19 protein-coding genes are annotated in these 18269 nt (G+C 43.8%); 13 read left to right on the forward strand and 6 right to left on the reverse strand.

Features of this window, described 5'->3' with window-relative positions:
- On the forward strand, positions 1-382 hold a 382-nt coding region (locus ABIL39_10165), incomplete at its 5' end, for a hypothetical protein (protein MEO0166484.1).
- A gap of 361 nt (positions 383-743) precedes the next feature.
- Here the strand turns inward: ABIL39_10165 and ABIL39_10170 are convergent.
- The 6 genes from ABIL39_10170 to ABIL39_10195 all read right to left on the reverse strand — a co-directional run bounded on the left by ABIL39_10170 (position 744) and on the right by ABIL39_10195 (position 6061).
- The gene (locus ABIL39_10170; protein MEO0166485.1) at positions 744-872 is read right to left on the reverse strand and encodes a hypothetical protein; all 129 of its coding nucleotides are present in this window, start codon (positions 870-872) and stop codon (positions 744-746) included.
- A gap of 224 nt (positions 873-1096) precedes the next feature.
- Positions 1097-1654: a GTP cyclohydrolase I FolE gene (folE, locus tag ABIL39_10175; GenBank protein ID MEO0166486.1), complete on the reverse strand. Its 558-nt coding sequence runs from the start codon at positions 1652-1654 to the stop codon at positions 1097-1099.
- A gap of 47 nt (positions 1655-1701) precedes the next feature.
- Entirely contained in the window at positions 1702-3537 is a 1836-nt protein-coding gene (ftsH, locus tag ABIL39_10180) for an ATP-dependent zinc metalloprotease FtsH (GenBank protein MEO0166487.1), read from the reverse strand.
- Complete coding sequence (hpt, locus tag ABIL39_10185) at positions 3527-4036, reverse strand: hypoxanthine phosphoribosyltransferase (protein MEO0166488.1); 510 nt, start codon at positions 4034-4036, stop codon at positions 3527-3529. Before hpt ends, ftsH begins: the two co-directional genes overlap by 11 nt.
- The gene (gene tilS, locus ABIL39_10190; GenBank protein ID MEO0166489.1) at positions 4020-5381 is read right to left on the reverse strand and encodes a tRNA lysidine(34) synthetase TilS; all 1362 of its coding nucleotides are present in this window, start codon (positions 5379-5381) and stop codon (positions 4020-4022) included. Before tilS ends, hpt begins: the two co-directional genes overlap by 17 nt.
- Before the next feature lie 26 nt (positions 5382-5407).
- The gene (locus ABIL39_10195; protein MEO0166490.1) at positions 5408-6061 is read right to left on the reverse strand and encodes a hypothetical protein; all 654 of its coding nucleotides are present in this window, start codon (positions 6059-6061) and stop codon (positions 5408-5410) included.
- Between the two features lie 93 nt (positions 6062-6154).
- On the opposite strand from ABIL39_10195, the gene ABIL39_10200 reads away from it, so the two are divergent.
- The 12 genes from ABIL39_10200 to ABIL39_10255 all read left to right on the forward strand — a co-directional run.
- Positions 6155-7210 (forward strand): rod shape-determining protein, encoded by a 1056-nt coding sequence (locus ABIL39_10200; protein MEO0166491.1) that lies wholly within the window; start codon positions 6155-6157, stop codon positions 7208-7210.
- Entirely contained in the window at positions 7211-7948 is a 738-nt protein-coding gene (gene mreC / locus ABIL39_10205; protein ID MEO0166492.1) for a rod shape-determining protein MreC, read from the forward strand. It abuts the gene before it with no gap.
- Positions 7949-7953: 5 nt separating this feature from the next.
- Positions 7954-8373, forward strand: coding sequence for a hypothetical protein (locus ABIL39_10210; GenBank protein ID MEO0166493.1), 420 nt, complete (start codon positions 7954-7956; stop codon positions 8371-8373).
- Positions 8358-10082: a penicillin-binding protein 2 gene (gene mrdA / locus ABIL39_10215; protein MEO0166494.1), complete on the forward strand. Its 1725-nt coding sequence runs from the start codon at positions 8358-8360 to the stop codon at positions 10080-10082. The genes ABIL39_10210 and mrdA overlap by 16 nt, the downstream gene beginning before the upstream one ends.
- Entirely contained in the window at positions 10069-11238 is a 1170-nt protein-coding gene (gene rodA / locus ABIL39_10220) for a rod shape-determining protein RodA (protein ID MEO0166495.1), read from the forward strand. Before mrdA ends, rodA begins: the two co-directional genes overlap by 14 nt.
- Entirely contained in the window at positions 11235-12803 is a 1569-nt protein-coding gene (locus ABIL39_10225; GenBank protein MEO0166496.1) for a biotin/lipoate A/B protein ligase family protein, read from the forward strand. Before rodA ends, ABIL39_10225 begins: the two co-directional genes overlap by 4 nt.
- Positions 12793-13836, forward strand: coding sequence for an NAD(P)/FAD-dependent oxidoreductase (locus ABIL39_10230; protein MEO0166497.1), 1044 nt, complete (start codon positions 12793-12795; stop codon positions 13834-13836). The genes ABIL39_10225 and ABIL39_10230 overlap by 11 nt, the downstream gene beginning before the upstream one ends.
- Entirely contained in the window at positions 13829-14746 is a 918-nt protein-coding gene (locus ABIL39_10235; protein MEO0166498.1) for a radical SAM protein, read from the forward strand. Before ABIL39_10230 ends, ABIL39_10235 begins: the two co-directional genes overlap by 8 nt.
- A 13-nt stretch (positions 14747-14759) precedes the next feature.
- Entirely contained in the window at positions 14760-15794 is a 1035-nt protein-coding gene (locus tag ABIL39_10240; GenBank protein ID MEO0166499.1) for a radical SAM protein, read from the forward strand.
- On the forward strand, positions 15787-17196 hold the full coding sequence (locus tag ABIL39_10245) for an FAD-binding oxidoreductase (protein ID MEO0166500.1): 1410 nt from the start codon (positions 15787-15789) through the stop codon (positions 17194-17196). Before ABIL39_10240 ends, ABIL39_10245 begins: the two co-directional genes overlap by 8 nt.
- The gene (locus ABIL39_10250) at positions 17196-17900 is read left to right on the forward strand and encodes an anaerobic ribonucleoside-triphosphate reductase activating protein (protein MEO0166501.1); all 705 of its coding nucleotides are present in this window, start codon (positions 17196-17198) and stop codon (positions 17898-17900) included. The genes ABIL39_10245 and ABIL39_10250 overlap by 1 nt, the downstream gene beginning before the upstream one ends.
- Positions 17901-17973: 73 nt before the next feature.
- The coding region (locus ABIL39_10255; GenBank protein ID MEO0166502.1) for a hypothetical protein at positions 17974-18269 on the forward strand (296 nt) is incomplete at its 3' end.

Below are 18269 nucleotides of genomic sequence, written 5' to 3' on the forward strand. Positions count from 1 at the left end.
ACCGATCCTGTGTGAATTGGCTCGACAATTACCCGTAACCGTTAAATTCAAAACCAATTTAAATAGACTCTGGCGTTTCTTTGGTAAAAGCAAATTCACGCTCAATGATGCTTACGCAGGCATCTCTCCCTATTTTCTGGAATGGCTTAAAAGACGCCAGCATTTAGAAATCCTCATTGATTGGATAAAGCTCGGTAGGTATAACGAGCAATCTCCTATTTTGGCGTGGGTTAACTTTGTGATTCTTGTAAAAGGTGATGTTTGGGTTAGGTGCGGTAAGTTTTCTGGTTGTCTAAAGAAGGTGTGGTTCAGGGATAGAAAAATTCTTTGGTGGTGTAAGGTTTGCTATCAGAAGAAGACGATGATCCATTGTATATTGTAACCGATTTATCTGATAGCAGTTTGGTTTTAGAAATTTATGGGTATCGGATGCGGATTGAGGAGGGTTTTTGTGATTTCAAGAAGGAGAGATATTTTTCGTTAAGGGTGTTGTTAAGATGGAGGAATTGATTTTAGTGGCTGTGGTTGCTTATATGTTTGTGATTCTTTTGGTGCTGTTAGCGAAGGAATAACGAAATAAGAAAGGGTGGCAGAGCCGCCCTTTCTCTCTATCCCGGTCTCTATTCTTTTTCAAGAGTGAATTGGCGTAATGCCTCTTAGTATCTCTTTCTGATCTCGGTCCGAGTATTCTCGTTAGCCATTGCTACCATCTTTCCAATTCCAAACCAAGTAGCCTCTGCGCTTCATATATACACAATAAGAAACCAACCCGCATCTCCTTCGATACTACTCATTTCCACCATAACCACATCTAACTGAGTCAACATAACCCGGGGAAGTTCTACCTCCACTAATTGTAAGAGATGTCCCATCCATTATTGTATCTAACCCAACATATATTCATCCCGGTTGCCCGAAGTGTCTAAATAATAAATATGCATATAAACATCCAACCAGTACCTTTTAGTCCTGTCAAAAGTTATGAATAACCAAGATAACTAAAATATCCTTCTATTTCAGTTTTTTGCCAATCTCATTGGAGGCTTAAACTTGCATCAAAAGAAATGATAAACGAGGAAAACCAAAAATGTAGATCTTATTTACCTTTTATCAATGAAAATGCCTCTGCCCGGGTTGCGGGGGATTGCATCACACCGCGGATTGCTGAGGTCACTGTCAAAGTACCTGGTTTCTTAACTCCGATCATTGAAAGACACAAATGCTCTGCCTCAATCACCACCAGCACACCCATCGGTTTTAAATTTGCCATCAGAAAATCCGCAATCTCATGGGTCAATCTTTCTTGTAACAATGGCCTCTTAGACATCACATCAATCACCCGCACCAGGCTAGAAAATCCGGTAATCTTGTTCTCTTTTGGAATATAGACAATATGTGCCTTTCCAAAAAATGGCAATAAATGATGCTCACAAATTGAGTAAAATGGAATATCTTTTACCAGTATCATCTCATTTTCATTTCTTGCCCGATAGGTCTTAAGTTCCTTTTTCGGATCCTGCCCCACACCTGCAAAAATCTCTTCGTACATCTCCGCCACCCGCCGAGGTGTATCTCTCAAACCATCACGGTTTATATCTTCACCGATTGCTTTAAGAATTATCCTTACTGCCTGCTCAATCTTTTTTTTGTCCATAAATGCTCTCAATCTTCTGATGACTGGTATTCATAAAAATTCAGTCGCTATTTTTCCTTTTTCAACCCGATTATCTCATCAATCTCATCGCCGCTTAAAATTTCCTTCTCCAAGAGTTTCTCCGCCAGCAATTTCAATTTATCTATATTATTTTTGATGATCTCCTCCGCAATCGCCTCGGCTTTCTTTATGATACTTTTTACCTCTTCATCGATTTCCCGGGCAGTCGCTTCAGAGTAATCACGATGTATGCCGATTTCCCGACCTAAAAAGATCTCCTCCTGCTTTTCACCATAAGTCAAGGGTCCAAGTCGCTCACTCATCCCCCATTCACACACCATTTTGCGGGCAAGTTTTGTCGCCTTTTCAATATCATTTCCCGAACCCGTAGAAAGATCACCCAAAACCAGTTTTTCTGCAACCCTTCCACCCAACATAAAGGCGAGCTGATTGAAACAATAAGTCTTTGAATAAGTCCGCCGTTCGTCCAGCGGCAATGCCTGCGTCACACCCAGAGCCATACCACGAGGAATAATCGTAACCTTATGGATCGGATCCATACCCGGTAAAAACTTGGATACCAGCACATGACCGCATTCGTGGTAAGCGGTAAGTCTTTTTTCATCTTCCGATATCAATAGACTTTTTCGCTCCACGCCCATCAGAATTTTGTCCTTCGCATCTTCAAATTCCTGCATGGTAACTTTATCTTTATTACGGCGTGCTGCCAGGAGGGCGGCTTCATTGACCATATTAGCGAGGTCTGCCCCTGAAAATCCCGGGGTACCACGGGCGAGAACCTCTAAATCCACATCCGGTCCCAGGGGTGTTCTTCTTGTATGGACCTTCAAGATTCCCAGCCGTCCACGCACATCCGGACGGTCAAGAACAATCACCCGATCAAATCTCCCGGGTCTTAAGAGTGCAGGATCAAGAATATCCGGACGGTTCGTTGCAGCCATTAGAATAATACCCTCATTCACCTCAAATCCATCCATCTCAACTAAAAGTTGATTTAAAGTCTGTTCTCTTTCATCATGACCACCACCAAGACCCGCACCACGGAGTCTGCCCACCGCATCAATCTCATCAATGAAGACAATACAGGGTGAATGCCTCTTGGCGGTATCAAATAAATCCCGTACCCGGGATGCTCCAACACCGACGAACATTTCTACAAAATCCGAGCCACTGATAGAGATAAAAGGCACACCAGCCTCTCCGGCGACCGCCCTTGCCATTAGCGTTTTTCCTGTGCCCGGTGGGCCTAAAAGTAACACCCCTTTAGGAATCCTACCTCCGAGGCGGGTGAATTTCCTCGGTTCTTTTAAAAATTCAATCACTTCCTGTAATTCTTGCTTTGCCTCTTCAACACCAGCCACATCATTGAAGGTTGTGGAAGGTTTATTCTCCAAGACAATCTTTGCCCGACTTTTACCAAATCCCAGTGCCCTATTCTGTCCGGATTGCATCTGGCGCAGAAATAAAGCCCAGATACCTATGAGCACCAACCAAGGTATTATTCCAATCAATATGTCGCTCCACCCCGAGCGCTGCTTGACGAAAACTTCTACATTATACTTTAAAAGTTCATCGATGAGTTTTGTATCCTCAAAGGGAATCAAGGTATTGAATTCCCGATAACTTTTCCCTTCATATGGTATCGGATTGTGGAATGTTCCCCGAATTGACCGTTCGGTGATCGTCACCCTTTCTACATTTCTTATCTTCAATTCGCGGATGAAGATAGAATAAGGAATGGTGACGGAGCGGCTACCCTGGTTTGAGAAATACTGCATCCCAAACCAGACCAATAAAAAGAGCAGTGTCCAGATCAGGACTGTCTGCCAAGCTTTACTCTTTTGTTTCTTGTTATTCGCCATGGTAAACCCCGATATATTTTAAATTCCGGAATTTATTCTCATAATCCAGACCATAGCCTACAACAAAGACGCGGGGAATATTAAAACCAACATATGTGAGGAGAACATCAACTACCCGCGCATCTTTTTTATTCAAGAGCGTGCAGACCGCAATGCTTCTCGGCTTTCTTATCTTCAAGTTATTGATAATATAATCCAGAGTTCGCCCGGAATCCACGATATCCTCTACCAGAATCACATCTCGGTCCTCAATATTCAAAGATAAATCCTGGGTGATACGAACAATCCCGCTTGATTTTGTCCCGGTATAACTTGATATACCTAAAAAATCAATCTCCACTGGTATCTCAAGTTCCCGAAGCAAATCGGCAAGGAACACAAATGCCCCTTTGAGCACACCGATGAGAATGGGCGTTTTTCCTTTATAGTCGTTATTTATCTCCTTACCCAATTCCTTTACCCTTTTTTTGATATCTTCTTCTTTAATTAAGATATTCAAACGCCACCTTCAGGATTTTTTTGGTCTCTTTGCTGACCAATGCCCGATATGCCCGATAGATTCCCATAACCCATAATATCCCTTTCTGATCGCATAGAAGCACAACACCGTCTCTTTCATTGACCGGCACCCTTTTTTCATTCAAGATCTCTTTCAATTTCTTCTTGCCGTTTTTTATCAATACTACATCCCCATCTTTCCGGTGCCTTAGAAATAAAGGCAATGAAAGATGGTTATAATCAAATAACTCACAATTCTTTAAATTCTTATTCCCATGCCAATTCGATACGATTTCGGTCGCAATTTTTAACCCATCAAAAATTAATTCTTTCCCTGCGACAATCTCTTTTTCATTTTCCTGATTATTCTTCTTTTTCCATCCCAGAAAGATATTATCATAAATCTTCTGGGCATAAAGACCAGCCGGAAGAAAAATCTGACGGCCACTTTGTTTATCTCTTAGACTCCATACACTCTCAATATGTTTACTCTCAATCCCGATTAAATCGCCTTTCAATTCCATTATTCCCTTCATCAATACCCTATTTCTTATTGCTTTATTATACCGCATCAGACGGGCTAAGTCAAGGAGTAAACCATCTTTCTTCGTCTGGATACACCTCTTATACACCCGGCGTACTATCTGCTCTAAAAATTCTTCGTCGTTGTGGAGAATTGCGATCTCTCTTTTTATCGTCTCATGGAGTCGGGGATTTAAGCGCAAAAGAAGGGGAATTAACTTTATGCGGATGAAATTCCTGCGGAACTGGATATCAAGATTGGTCTTATCCTGTGAAAATTTCAAATGTCTCGATCTTAAATAATCCAAAATTTCGTCTTTCCGAACATCTAATAACGGTCGAACAAACGGCAGCTTCACTGGTGGGATTGACTGGAGTCCAATATTGCCACTACCCCGCACCAGATTCAAAAAAAATGTCTCCACTACATCATCCAGATGATGACCAAGCACAATCCGCGCAGCCCCAATCTTCCGGGCATATTCCTGCAATGCCTGATAGCGACGGACCCGAGCTTCCGCCTCCAGTCCCTTATCAGTTTTGGGAACCTTGATTTTTATAATTGCAAAATCACAGTCATATTTTTTCGCATAATAGGCAGTGAGTTCTTCCTCTGTTTTCAAAGCACCCCGGGGTCGCAGACCATGATTTACATAGACCAGAGTAAAGTCGATCTTCCCTGCATAAATCTCCTTCAAAACATCAAGGAGACAAACAGAATCTGGTCCAGCAGAGAACGCAAGCACCGCCTTTTTGACTCCCTGAAACATTTTGTGGGTCTCAATGGTATTTTTTACTCTGAATACAAAATTTTTCAATCCCATTCTCCCCTCAAGGACCAGCTCAATTGTTAGCCTTCCTCCTGTTTTTCTCTCATCGCAGTCTTCAACTGTATCTCCAATCTTTTTAATAAATCAAGCAAATCCACTATCTCCTGAAAATTGTCCGGTAATTCATTGAGCATTTTATTCAAGGCATTGCGGGAAAGATCTATACCTTTCTGGATCACCTGGAGAGTAGCTTCTTCTTCCATGCGTCGGGCCTCCGGATCAAAGAATTCATCATCAAAAGAGCTAACCAATCTCCCGGTTTTTGCTACCAGTAGTGTATGATACCAGACAAAATCCTCAAATGCCTCTTTTAATGTTTCAGGTATTCCTTGGGCTTCCAGATCGGCTATAATTTTGTGGGCACGCTGGAAATAATCATAGGCAAGATTATAGACTAAATAATTATGAGGGTCAGGTGTTTTTGAATTTACTATTTCACCAAGTTCAATTCCCTGTTCTAAAGCTGCCTGTTCTATCATCTTCTGGGTTTTTTCAAATATTTCCTTCAAATCATTCAAAAAAATTTCTGGATCGTTCGGATCTTCGCCTTTTAAATAATGCTGTAAAATCCGTTCTTGATTCTCTTTGTAAACCCGACAATCGGCCTGTTCAGCACACCGGTCACAACGGTAATCACAATAATTATAAGGACCGAGTTTGAATTTTTTTGTCATTAAATAAATATACCCAAGTTTTTGTCCACGTCAACAATCATTTGCTTGACATGGACGAAAAAATAAATATTATATTCCACAAGGAGGCTACCTTTGGCATTCAACATCGGCAATTTCTTTAAGAATTTAAGAAGCCATTTTTTAAGTGATGTGGCAATAGATTTGGGGACCTGCACCACCTTAATTTATGTCCATGGCCGGGGTATCGTCCTTAACGAACCAACGGTCGTGGCGGTGGATATCAAAACCAAGAAATGCGTTGCAGTAGGCGAAGAAGCCAAACGGATGCTTGGTAAGACTCCCGAGGATATCCGGGCAATCCGGCCGATGAAGGATGGGGTGATCGCTGATTTTGAAATGGTGGAACTGCTCCTGCGCGCCTTTATTGAAAAAATTCAGCAAAAGAAACTCTTCACCCGACCTCGCGTGATCATCTGCGTGCCATCAGGTATTACTGAGGTTGAGAAAAGAGCTGTGCGGGATTCGGTAGAAGCAGCTGGGGCAAGGGAAGTATACCTTGTCTCGGAACCGATCGCAGCAGCCATCGGCATAAATCTTCCGGTCCATCTACCTCAGGGGAATATGATCATCGATATCGGTGGAGGTACTACCGAAATCGCAGTCATTGCCCTTTCCGGGATTGTTACTAACAACTCAATCCGGGTCGCTGGGGACGAAATGGACGATGCCATCGTCCAGTATATCAAAAAAAATTATAATCTCATAATTGGGGAACAGACTGCCGAAGAAATCAAGATTGCGATCGGTAATGCCTTCCCTACTGAAGAGGAAAGAACGATGGAAGTTCGTGGGCGGGATCTGGTTAAAGGCATCCCTAAAACGATCAAAATCACCAGCCACGAGGTGAGAGAAGCGATTCAGGAGCCGCTCTCCATGATCATTGAAGCGGTGAGGAGCACCTTGGAGAAAACCCCACCTGAACTCGCCGCAGATATTGTAAATTCTGGCATTTACATGGCCGGTGGAGGCTCATTATTAAGGGGGATCGATACCCTGATTCGCGAAGAGACAAATCTACCGGTGACGGTCGCCGAACAACCCAATAAGGCTGTGGTCTATGGAGCCGGCAAGATCCTTGAAGATATGCAAAAATATGAAAAGGTCATCTTTACCTTGAAGCGAGAATAGTTGTCCCGCATTCAATTAGTTTTATTCGCCAGCCTTCTGGTAATCGCATTAACCTTCATACTTCTCAACCCCCAGGCGGACCTTTATCTGAGCAATAAAATTGGTGAAATATTGCTTCTCCCGTTACGGGTATCTTACCGGTATATCCAGTATCTTGAGACCTCACAGAAGAAGATTGACTACCTGGAAACCGAAGTGAGCAAACTTCAGATCGAAAACCAGGCGCTCCGCTATCAACTCGAACAGTATAAAGCCGCAGACACCATCTTAACTGCCCACCTGCGTTTATTAAAAGCCAATATTATTGGTCGTGACCCCCAGAATTTCAACGGTTTTTTGTATCTGGATAAAGGCTCGACACACGGACTGAATCTGAATGCACCGGTCGTGTTGGAAAATTGTATCGTAGGCAGGATAAAATCGTTGGCGGAAAACACCGCAATTGTGGAGACAATAGAAAATGTGGACTTTGCCATCAGTGCGGTCGATAGCCGTTCGGGTATCTATGGCATCGTCAAAAAAAGAACCAGCCATTACTTGGAATATATCAAGTCTAAGGACGATGTGCAGATTGGAGATTCCATTTATACTTCGGGTTTGAGCGACATCTTTCCAGGCGGATTATTAATCGGGGTGGTCAAAAATATAAAAAAGAAAGAAGACTTATTTTTTAAAGAGGTTGAAATTGAACCAGCAATAAGTATCAATGCTTTGCATTATGTCTATGTAATCTACTAAAGCATATGCGTTATCTGTGGTATGTGATTATCAGCTATCTATTTTTGCCCCTCAATTCCTTCATTGACCTTCTCACCATACTGCTTTATTTTGTCGTCCTCAACGAAGATGATAAATCTGCCCTTATCTTCAGTGCCTTTATGGGTTTATTGATTGACCTCTATTATCCATTATCCCTGGGACTTAATATGCTGATTTTTTTACTTTTAGCCCAAGGGTTGGTACTGCTCCGAAAATATTTTGTCCGGGAACCATTAACCCTAATCTTGATTTTCTTTATCTTCTATCTCCTTCGAGTTTTACTAGTCTATATAATCGGGGGACGCATGGCAAATTGGAATACCTTGATTTTAACCCTTATCTTCTGTCTCCCAATCTTCTTTATCCTCCAGAAACTTTTTTATAAGGTATGGATCCGGAGTTAAAAAAATATCGTTTTTTACAGATTGCAATTCTGCTCAGTTTTGTGCTTATTCTGTTCTTCAGTTTTAAACTCCAGATATTTGAAGGGAAATATTACCATCGGTTATCCGAGGAAAATAGGATAAAGAAAAAGTATATCATCGCCCCCCGGGGAAACATCTATGACCGCTATGGCCGTGTGCTCGCCAATACACGTCCGGCGTTTTATGTTTCAATCATTCCGGCATTAGCCGAACAAAAAACCATTACAAAGATTGCCCAGATATTCGGTATAGATACCACTGAAATCAAAAAAAAATTCAAAATTGAAAAAAATCCCTATGTTGCAATAAAGATCGTCCGGGATATCTCTTTTAAACAGGTTTCAATGATTGAAGAACATCGTTCGGAATTAGCCGGAATAGAAGTAGGTGTAGAACCTGTGCGCAACTATCCCTATGCCGATTTATTCTGCCATGTTTTAGGTTATGTGAGTGAAATAACCGATGTCGAACTGAAACTGATGAAAGAATACAAGATTGGCGATTATATCGGTCGGACCGGTATTGAAGAACAATATGAAAAAGAGTTAAGCGGCAAAGACGGGATAGATTATGTGGAGGTAGATGTTCTGGGCAGGGAGGTGGGTAAAGTCGCTGAATATCGGCCGGTGCCACCAGTGCCGGGCGACGACCTTTACACCACTTTGGATTTAGAATTGTGTGATTCCACCGCCCAGCTCCTCAAACCTTATCCCCGCGCAGCAGTCGTTGCCCTCAATCCCCAGAACGGTGAAGTATATGTATTATATTCGAAACCGGGCTACGACCCTAACCGTTTCGTCCGGGGACTCAAGGCTGCTGAATGGAATGCATTGATCAATTCTCAAGATGCTCCGATGTTCAATCGCGCGACAATGAGCTGTTATCCAATCGGCTCCACGATCAAACCATTCCTGGCACTCGTAGCACTGGACAAAGGATTGATCGAACCGAAAAAAAGATTTGAACCCTGCACCGGGGGTCTTAGATTGGGCAACCGTATCTTTGGCTGTTGGAAAATTCACGGAAGTTTAAACCTTGTTGAGGCAATAACCCATTCCTGTGATGTTTATTTTTATCAATTGGGCAAATTTTTAGGCATAGATAATATCGCCGAAATCCTCTATGAATTGGGATTTGGTCAGCCAACGGGGATTGATCTTCCCCAGGAAAAAGGTGGATTAATCCCGGACCGGAATTATTTAAACAAAAAGTATGGACGATCTTGGACCGAGGGGCATATCTATAATCTTAGCATTGGACAGGGCGATATCCTTGCTACTCCGCTCCAGCTCGCCCGTGCTTACACCCTCTTCGCTAATCAGGAAAATGTCTTGGTCGTACCCCATCTCAAACTCCATCAACCCCCAACAATCAAAAAAATAAACAAAAATATAGAGGCACTCCAAACGGTACGGGAGGCACTACACCGCGTAGTTTTAGTAGGTACAGGCACCCTTGCCCGGGTTTACGGTTATGAAGTAAGCGGCAAGACCGGAACTGCGGAAAATCCCCATGGTGAAGACCATGCCCTCTTTGTAGGCTATGCTCCAACAGAAAAACCCCGCATCCTGGTCTGTGCATTGGTGGAAAATGCTGGACACGGCGGTGCTGTTGCAGCACCTTTGGTAGGTAGAATCATCAAAATCTTTTCCGAAATTGAAAAGCGGTATAGCCATGAAACAGAATGACTTCCGTATACTCTTTTTCTCTGCCCTGATCTCCTTAATCGGACTGGCGATGATTTTTTCCACAGGCGGCAGCAACTATCTTTTGAAACAGACGATCTGGCTGGTTTTGGGGATATTCTTCTCACTACTTGTAAGCAAATTCTCCGTCCGTTTCTGGTCTGCCTTTTCATTCTTGTTTTACCTCCTCTGTTTGCTGGCGACGGGTTTAGTCCTTTTTTATGCCTCAGGCTATCCTCGGCGCTGGTTCAACATCGGATTTTTCTCTCTCCAACCATCCGAATTCACCAAAATCGGCACCATTCTATTTCTTGCCAGTTATCTCAGTGAAAGAAAAAAACTGGAAAAATTTGCCGATTTTTTCATTCCACTTTTGATCATTGCCTTGCCCTCTTCGCTAATATTTATGGAACCCGACCTTGGGGCAGCACAGATTTTCTTTCCGATCATGTGTGTGATGCTCTTTTGGGCGGGTATGCCCTTTGAGAAGATTTTGATCTTCTTCTCACCTTTGATCTCTGCTTTCACCAGTTTCTCCATTTACATATGGTTAGGTTTTATGGTAATATTCGGAATCTTTGTCTACTCGCGGAAAAAATTAACCGAGATTTTGTATCATATTATCATCAATCCTATCACCGGGCTCATCACGCCCTTGATATGGCATTCACTGAAGTCTTACCAACAAAAAAGAATCATTGCCTTCCTCTCTCCCTGGATTGACCCCAAAGGTATCTCCTGGCAATCCATCCAATCCAAGATTGCAATTGGTTCCGGGCAGGTGCTGGGCAAAGGATTCCTTTCCGGCACTCAAAAAAAATTAGAATTTCTTCCGGAAAGACACACCGACTTCATATTTTCCTGCATCGGCGAGGAATTCGGATTGCTCGGGGTGCTCATTGTGACATTCATGTATATCCTTCTTTTCTACCGGCTATTGCGCATTGCCCATGAGACAAAGCATAAATTTTCCAGCCTGGTGGTCATCGGCATCCTTACCTGGTTCTGGTATCAAACATTCATCAACATCGGCATGACCTTGGGTATCCTACCCATCACCGGCGTCCCCTTACCTTTTATCAGCTATGGTGGTTCTTCACTCCTGGCATGTTTCCTCGCCATCGGAATAGTCCTCTCCATCCAGAGGGGGAAATATTGAACGAGAAAAAAGCCTGGCGTTTTTTAGATACCGGTGCCCTTTCCGCTGCCGAGAATATGGCAATAGATGCGATGCTCCTTGAACTCTGCGCCCAAGATAAAATCCCCAATACCATCCGCGTGCTTCAGTTTTACCCACCAGCGGTGCTCGTCGGTTTTCATCAATCGATTGAACAGGAGGTCCGGATGGATTACTGTCGCCAGATGGGGATTGAAATCAACCGGCGCATTACCGGCGGTGGAACGGTATTTTTTGATCGAACACAACTCGGATGGGAGGTCATTGCCCGGAAAGAATTCTTCAATCACCATCCACCCAACACCGATTTATTCAAAAAATTATCCCAGCCCATAATCCAGTTACTCCAATCTTTGGGCATCAATGCCCGTTTCCGGGGACGCAATGATATTGAAGTAAACGGTCGGAAAATTTCTGGAACCGGTGGTGCCGAAGAGGGAAAAGCCTTTTTATTCCAGGGGACACTCCTGGTTGATTTTGATGTGGAGACGATGCTCCGGGTGCTCCGGGTGCCGATTGAAAAATTGAAAAAACATGAGATTGATTCGCTCAAAGAGCGTGTCACCTGTATAAAATGGGAACTAGGTTATACCCCGGATTTAAAAATGCTCAAAACCTTAATCCGCGAATGTTTTGCAACGCATTTCCGGATAGATCTGATTGAATCCGATCTCACGGAGATGGAGAAAAAATTATTACCCGAATATCTGAAAAAATTCCGCTCTGAAAAATGGCTGTATAAAGTGCGTATGCCGGTTTTTGAGCAGCCGGTAATCTATACCACTCAACTGAGCAAGGGTGGCAAGATAAAGGCTTTTTTCATCACCAACCTCCGGCGTCGACGTCTGCAGAGTCTCATCCTGATGGGCGATTTCTTTGCCTATCCATCCCGGGCACTATTTGATTTAGAATCCATTTTTAAGGATATGCCATTGGAACGGGAATTGATGATAAGAGAACTTAAAGATTATTTTCAAAATAATCCGGACATTTATCTACCTCAGGTCACACTTACCGATTTTTTAAAGATAATTGACAGCTTCTTTGAAAAATTGAAGATGATCGAAATCGGTTTCACACCCGAACAGTCCAATCACATCTTTCTCGTCAACGGCACATATGAAGAGATAATAAACCAGCGACCTCGGTATCTTCTTCTACCCTATTGCGCCAAATCGCCCACCTGTGTTTATCGTTATCAAAATTTCTGCACGGTCTGTGAAGGTTGTAGTGTGGGTGTCGCATATCAATTATCCCACGAGCACGATCTTTACCCGATAACCATCACCAGTTTTGAAGATTTAGTCCGAAAATTAAAGAAATTGAAATCCACAACCCGGCCAGCATATATCGGCTGTTGCTGCGAACAATTCTATATCAAACATCAGAAGACTTTTGAACAGACAAAAATCCCGGCTATCCTCCTTGACATCAACAGCGAAACCTGCTATGATTTAGGCAAAGCCACATTTGCATATAAAGGAGAATTTGAAAATCAAACCCATCTCAATATCGGGTTATTGGTGAAGGTGCTCAATGACTTATGATGTCGTCATCGTAGGGACAGGTCCAGCCGGAGCGGCTACTGCCCAAGTTTTAGCTCGGGAAAAATTGAGAGTCCTGATCATTGATAAAAAGAAAGAGGTGGGCATACCTGTCCAGTGTGGAGAATACATCCCCGCACTCCTTTTGCAGGAAATTGCGGTTTCAGACGATGCGATTGCGCAAAGAATAACCGGATTACGGGTTTATTTTCCTGACAATCAGGTATATGAATTTTCTGCACCCGGTTATTTAATCCATCGCTCAGTATTCGATAAACAATTGCTGGTCGATGCCCTCCAGCATGGAGCAATCCTCTGGTTAAAGACCGAATTTCTAAAGATTGAGCATGATAAAATCTGGTTAGCGAGAGAAGGTAAGATAGTCAAAATTGATGCGCGGATACTGGTAGGTGCGGATGGGCCTAATTCCAGGGTGAATCAGCTCATCAATGGCCGTTATAAAGATTATGTCATCGCCTATCAACAGGAACTCCCCCTGTTAAAAAACATGGATTATACCGAGGTCTATTTTGATCCAGCCTTATTTGGGGGCTATGGTTGGGTATTTCCTAAGAAAAGAACCGCAAATGTCGGTATAGGGGTCAAAACCGGACACCGGATAAAAGTTAAAGAACTATTCTCTCAATTTGTCGCGCGTTTGGTAAAAGAGAAAAAAGTTTTAGATAGCCCGGTCCGCATCACGACCGGGCTTATTCCAGTAGGTGGTCCGGTTCCAAAAACGGTTTGGAAGAATATCCTCCTTGTCGGAGATGCTGCTGGGCAGACCCACCCAATAACCGGTGCTGGTATTCCCCAGGCAGTGGTCTGCGGAAAATCAGCTGGCCGGGCAATAATCAAGGCTTTAAAAAACAACAACCTCGATTATCTGATCTCTTATGAGGATGAATGGCGACAGCGCTATTTTGCAGAACTGAACCGGGCGCTTCAAAAAAGAAAAAAAATGGAAGTAGAATGGGATAGACTCCATGAATTATTAAAAGTTTGCTGGGTTTCTTTTCCGGAATACTATGGATGAATTGAAAGATCTGGCTCATAAAGCCCGAGAGCTCTCCTACTCACACCATGGCCGGAAAATAACTTTCTATATTCCGGGGATGTTTTATTACAATGGAATCCGGGGCAATTTTCCTGCAATCTCAATCACCGGGCAATCCTGTCAGCTCCATTGTCACCATTGCCAGGGGAAATTGCTTCATACGATGATACCGGTTCGCGACTTTGATGAATTAATAGCGGTTGGTGAAAGACTGGCTAAAGACCAGGCTGTCGGGTTTTTGTTAAGCGGTGGCTTTGATACCAACCATACCCTGCCGATTAAAGAGTTTATCCCGGCAATTAAAAGGCTCAAAGAAAAGACCAATCTAAAAATTTCTCTACATTGCGGGATTCTTGATCCCGAAACCTGTTATCAGCTAAAAGACGCAGGTTTAGACCAAGCGCTCATCGATGTCATCGGTGCTGATGAAACAATCAGGCGGGTATACCATACAAAAATAAGTGTCAGGGAAATCTTCCAAACGATCGAAAATCTTCTCAATGCTCGCATAACAGTAATTCCTCATATCGTTATCGGTATCGATTATGGTCGAATCATCGGCGAGTACCGGGCGATAGACCTTCTCAGCATCCTACCGGTTGAAACCATCGTGCTCGTAAGCCTCATGCCCCTGCCCGGAACACCCATGGAAAAAGTCCAGACACCTTCTGCTGAGGATATCGCGCGCTTGATCATCTATGCACGCTTTAAGATGCCGCAGGTCGCTCTGGCACTCGGTTGTGCCCGGAAGCGGGGTGTTTCCGAGATAGATTTATGGGCATTAGAATGCGGAATAAATCGCATCGCCCTGCCGGCTGATGAAGCCGTAGCCAAAGCCCAGCACGATGACTTAGCGATTGAATGGGCGAAGATTTGTTGTTCGTTTTAGAAAGGGGTGGCAAATGAAAAAAGAAAGTCCAGGCTATGTCCGGATCAGCCAGGCCGCCGCCATGGTCTTAGGTTTTAAATATGGTCTTTTTTACCGTAATGCAAAATCACCCTGTATAAACATCCTCCTGACCTATGAGGGTGGTTGTGCAGGTAATTGTGCCTACTGTGGTTTATCCCTGAAAAGACCCGGTGGGTATAGTGAAAAAAGTTTCATCAGGGTGGCATGGGACAGTTATCCATTGACCAGCGTGATAGAACAGATGAAGGCAAAGATCGACTATATTAAAAGAATCTGCATCTCCATGATCACCAATCGCCGGGCAGTAAAGGATACCAAGGAAATCATAAAAATATTAAAAACCGAAACCCCTTTTCCCATTTCGGTGCTCGCGGCTCCGACCATCCTTAACTATTCGGATTTTGCAGAAATGAAGGAAGCCGGCGCAGACCGACTGGGCATTGCGGTTGATGCTGCTACTCCCCAGTTATTTGAAAAACTCCGCGGTCGAGGTGTTAATGGACCGCATGACTGGAATCGCTACTGGCAGGCACTTGCTGAAGCAGTCCAGGTCTTTGGCCGTAATCGGGTCGGAGTTCATCTGATCGTCGGACTCGGTGAAACCGAAAAAGAAATGGCTGCAACGATTCAGCATGCCCATGACCAGGGTATTGAAACACATCTTTTCAGTTTCTTTCCAGAACCGGATTCACTTTTAGCAAACCACCCTCAACCACCCGCAGGAACCTACCGCAGGATGCAACTCGCCCGTTATCTGATAAACAATAACCTTGCCCGCTACGAAGACTTTGCATTCAATGACCAGGACCAACTGATCTCTTTCAACATACCAGAAGATAAACTTTTAAGTATCATTGACTCGGGAAAGCCATTCATGACGAGTGGCTGCCCGGGTCTGGATGGTGAAGTTGCCTGTAACCGTCCATATTCGGACTCCCTGCCCGGTGAGGATATACGCAACTTTCCCTTTCTCCCAGAACAAGGTGATATAACCAAAATAAAAAATGAGTTGAAGAGATATGTATAACCAGGTCGATGAAAAACTGATCAACCGTCTCTGTACAATCGTGGGCAAGGAAAATGTGCTCACCGATCCTGAGGCGTTGGAAAACTATGCCCACGATGAAACCCCTCTCTACCATGAAATGCCCGAGGTAGTGGTAAAGCCAGTTTGCACCGCGGAGATATCCGAGATAATGAAAATTGCAAGTGAGAACCGCATCCCTGTTACTCCCAGGGGTGGAGGAACGAGTCTTTCCGCGGGTGCGGTCCCTTTGTATCATGGGATTGTATTATCTCTGGAGCGGCTGAATAAAATCAAAGAGGTTGATGAAGAAAATATGATGGTGCGCGTTGAGCCCGGTATCATCACCGGCATACTGGATCGGGACCTTCTCCCCTATAACCTCTTCTTTCCCCCTGATCCGGTAAGTCTCGATTCCTGTACCATCGGCGGAAATATCGCCGAATGCGCAGGAGGACCCCGAGCGATGAAATACGGTGTGACAAAAAATTACATCACCGGTTTGGAAATCGTTCTGCCTGACGGCGCAGTTATCCGATTGGGAGGAAAGATTTTAAAAAATGTGACTGGCTATGATTTGATCAGTCTCTTCATCGGTTCCGAAGGCACACTGGGCATCATCAGCGAGGCGACAATAAAAACATTGGTGCGCCCGGAAATCATCGTTGACCTTTATATTCCTTTTAAAACCCCAAACGATGCTACTGGATTTGCCTTAGAAGTCCTGCGCACTGGTCTTGATGTAACAGCCATTGAACTCATGGATGGAGAAGTGGTAAGACTGGTGGAGCGATATCTGGGTCGAGAAATTCCCCATAGTTCGCTTGACGGTCATACCATCGTGGAGATAGATGGCAACGATAAAACCTATTTGAAAAAAATCTGGGAAAGAATTGGTGATATCGCCTTGCGATTCAACGCCGCGGATGTGCTGGTAGCAGAATCAAGCCATGACCGGCAGCGGATATGGGAGATAAGAAGAAAGATTGGCGAATCCTTGAAGGCGTATACAAAAATCATCGCCCGCGAAGACCTGGTCGTACCTAAAAACAAAATCCCAATTCTCATCCAACAGTTGAAAGAATGCCTCAAGCGATTCCATACACGGCTTTATGCCTTCGGGCATCTCGGTGATGGCAATATACATACCGATGTCGGTTGTGACGATGAATCCCTCTTAACAAATCCCGATTTTCTCGGCCGGTTGCGCCGGAATATCTATGAGATAACGATCGCCTTGGGCGGGACCATCACCGCTGAACACGGCGTGGGGCTCTCCAAGATACCTTACCTCGGTCTTGCCCTTGATGAAAAAACACAGGCAATGATGTTGAGGATAAAAAGAGAGTTTGATCCGAACAATATCCTCAATCCTGGTAAAATCTTTCCGGCACAGACGAGCTGATGATCCGTGCCTTTATTGAAACCTCGCTCATTGACTGGGATGGCAAGATAACCTCGGTATTCTTCTTTGATCGGTGTAATTTTCGCTGTCCTTATTGTCAGAACTGGCGTCTCATCACCCATCCCGAAAAATTTCCAGTTTATGAAATTGAGGAGCTTTTTAAAATCGTCTTAAAGAAAAAAAACTGGATCGATGGCATCGTGCTCACCGGCGGCGAGCCTTTACTTTTTCCCGAAGCAATAATGACGATTGCCGAAATTGCACACAAAAATAATTTAAAAATAAAACTCGATACCAATGGGTCACTACCCGAAGAACTCGGCCGAATGTTGGAATTGAAAATCGTGGATTATGTCGCCATGGATATAAAGGCACCCCTGGATACCCGCTATTTTCTTGCCGTCGGAAAAAAACCTCAATCCCAGCCGGATTTGATCGATAAGATTAAAAAATCCATCAACCTCCTGTTGAACTCTGATATCGATTACGAATTCCGGACGACCTGTGTGCCGGGGTTGATTGATGAAAAAGGCCTCAGACAAATTGGCGCGGAGATCAAAGGCGCCCGGTTATGGGCACTCCAGCGCTATATTGCGCTCAATGCCTATAAAAAAGAGTACCGGAATAAGCAATTTGATGAAACGCAATTGCAGAAATTCTTGGAGATTGCCCGATCAATCATGCTGAATGTAAAATTGAGATAGGGTGATCTCTTCGAGACTTAAGTGTTAAATCTACTTTATTGACACCATCTCGATTTTAAATATAATTCTCTGTATGAAACTGGAGACAAAGGTCAAAATCAATAATTTTCTCATGAAAAACTTATTGTATGGTATCTTCCACGGTGGGAATAATCCTTTGCTCCGACCTCTATTATTACCGGCAGTGGAAAAGGGTATCTGGCTGGCATTGAAAAATGTCCCAGGACCAGTCGGACTGCCTGGTGTGCTTCAGGATAAATTTTATATGTTAAGGGCGATGGTCTATTCAGGTATCCGCTTCGGTACTACCAGCAAATTTACAGATACCATCGTCAATAAGGCAATCTTAAGCAATCTCCGCGCCGAAAA

This window comes from candidate division WOR-3 bacterium, from assembly GCA_039802205.1.
In the GTDB taxonomy this organism is placed as follows: domain Bacteria; phylum Hydrothermota; class Tepidihabitantia; order SM23-42; family JAOAFX01; genus JAOAFX01.

What these genes read in the sequence shown, in the direction of transcription:
- ABIL39_10245 (MEO0166500.1), top strand. Translation starts at nt 15,787, where the DNA reads ATGTATAACCAGGTCGATGAAAAACTGATCAACCGTCTCTGTACAATC.
- ABIL39_10195 (MEO0166490.1), bottom strand. Translation starts at nt 6,061, where the DNA reads ATGACAAAAAAATTCAAACTCGGTCCTTATAATTATTGTGATTACCGT.
- ABIL39_10240 (MEO0166499.1), top strand. Translation starts at nt 14,760, where the DNA reads ATGAAAAAAGAAAGTCCAGGCTATGTCCGGATCAGCCAGGCCGCCGCC.
- ABIL39_10250 (MEO0166501.1), top strand. Translation starts at nt 17,196, where the DNA reads ATGATCCGTGCCTTTATTGAAACCTCGCTCATTGACTGGGATGGCAAG.
- tilS (MEO0166489.1), bottom strand. Translation starts at nt 5,381, where the DNA reads ATGGGATTGAAAAATTTTGTATTCAGAGTAAAAAATACCATTGAGACC.
- rodA (MEO0166495.1), top strand. Translation starts at nt 10,069, where the DNA reads ATGAAACAGAATGACTTCCGTATACTCTTTTTCTCTGCCCTGATCTCC.
- ftsH (MEO0166487.1), bottom strand. Translation starts at nt 3,537, where the DNA reads ATGGCGAATAACAAGAAACAAAAGAGTAAAGCTTGGCAGACAGTCCTG.
- ABIL39_10170 (MEO0166485.1), bottom strand. Translation starts at nt 872, where the DNA reads ATGGGACATCTCTTACAATTAGTGGAGGTAGAACTTCCCCGGGTTATG.
- ABIL39_10230 (MEO0166497.1), top strand. Translation starts at nt 12,793, where the DNA reads ATGACTTATGATGTCGTCATCGTAGGGACAGGTCCAGCCGGAGCGGCT.
- ABIL39_10235 (MEO0166498.1), top strand. Translation starts at nt 13,829, where the DNA reads ATGGATGAATTGAAAGATCTGGCTCATAAAGCCCGAGAGCTCTCCTAC.
- mrdA (MEO0166494.1), top strand. Translation starts at nt 8,358, where the DNA reads ATGGATCCGGAGTTAAAAAAATATCGTTTTTTACAGATTGCAATTCTG.
- ABIL39_10210 (MEO0166493.1), top strand. Translation starts at nt 7,954, where the DNA reads ATGCGTTATCTGTGGTATGTGATTATCAGCTATCTATTTTTGCCCCTC.
- folE (MEO0166486.1), bottom strand. Translation starts at nt 1,654, where the DNA reads ATGGACAAAAAAAAGATTGAGCAGGCAGTAAGGATAATTCTTAAAGCA.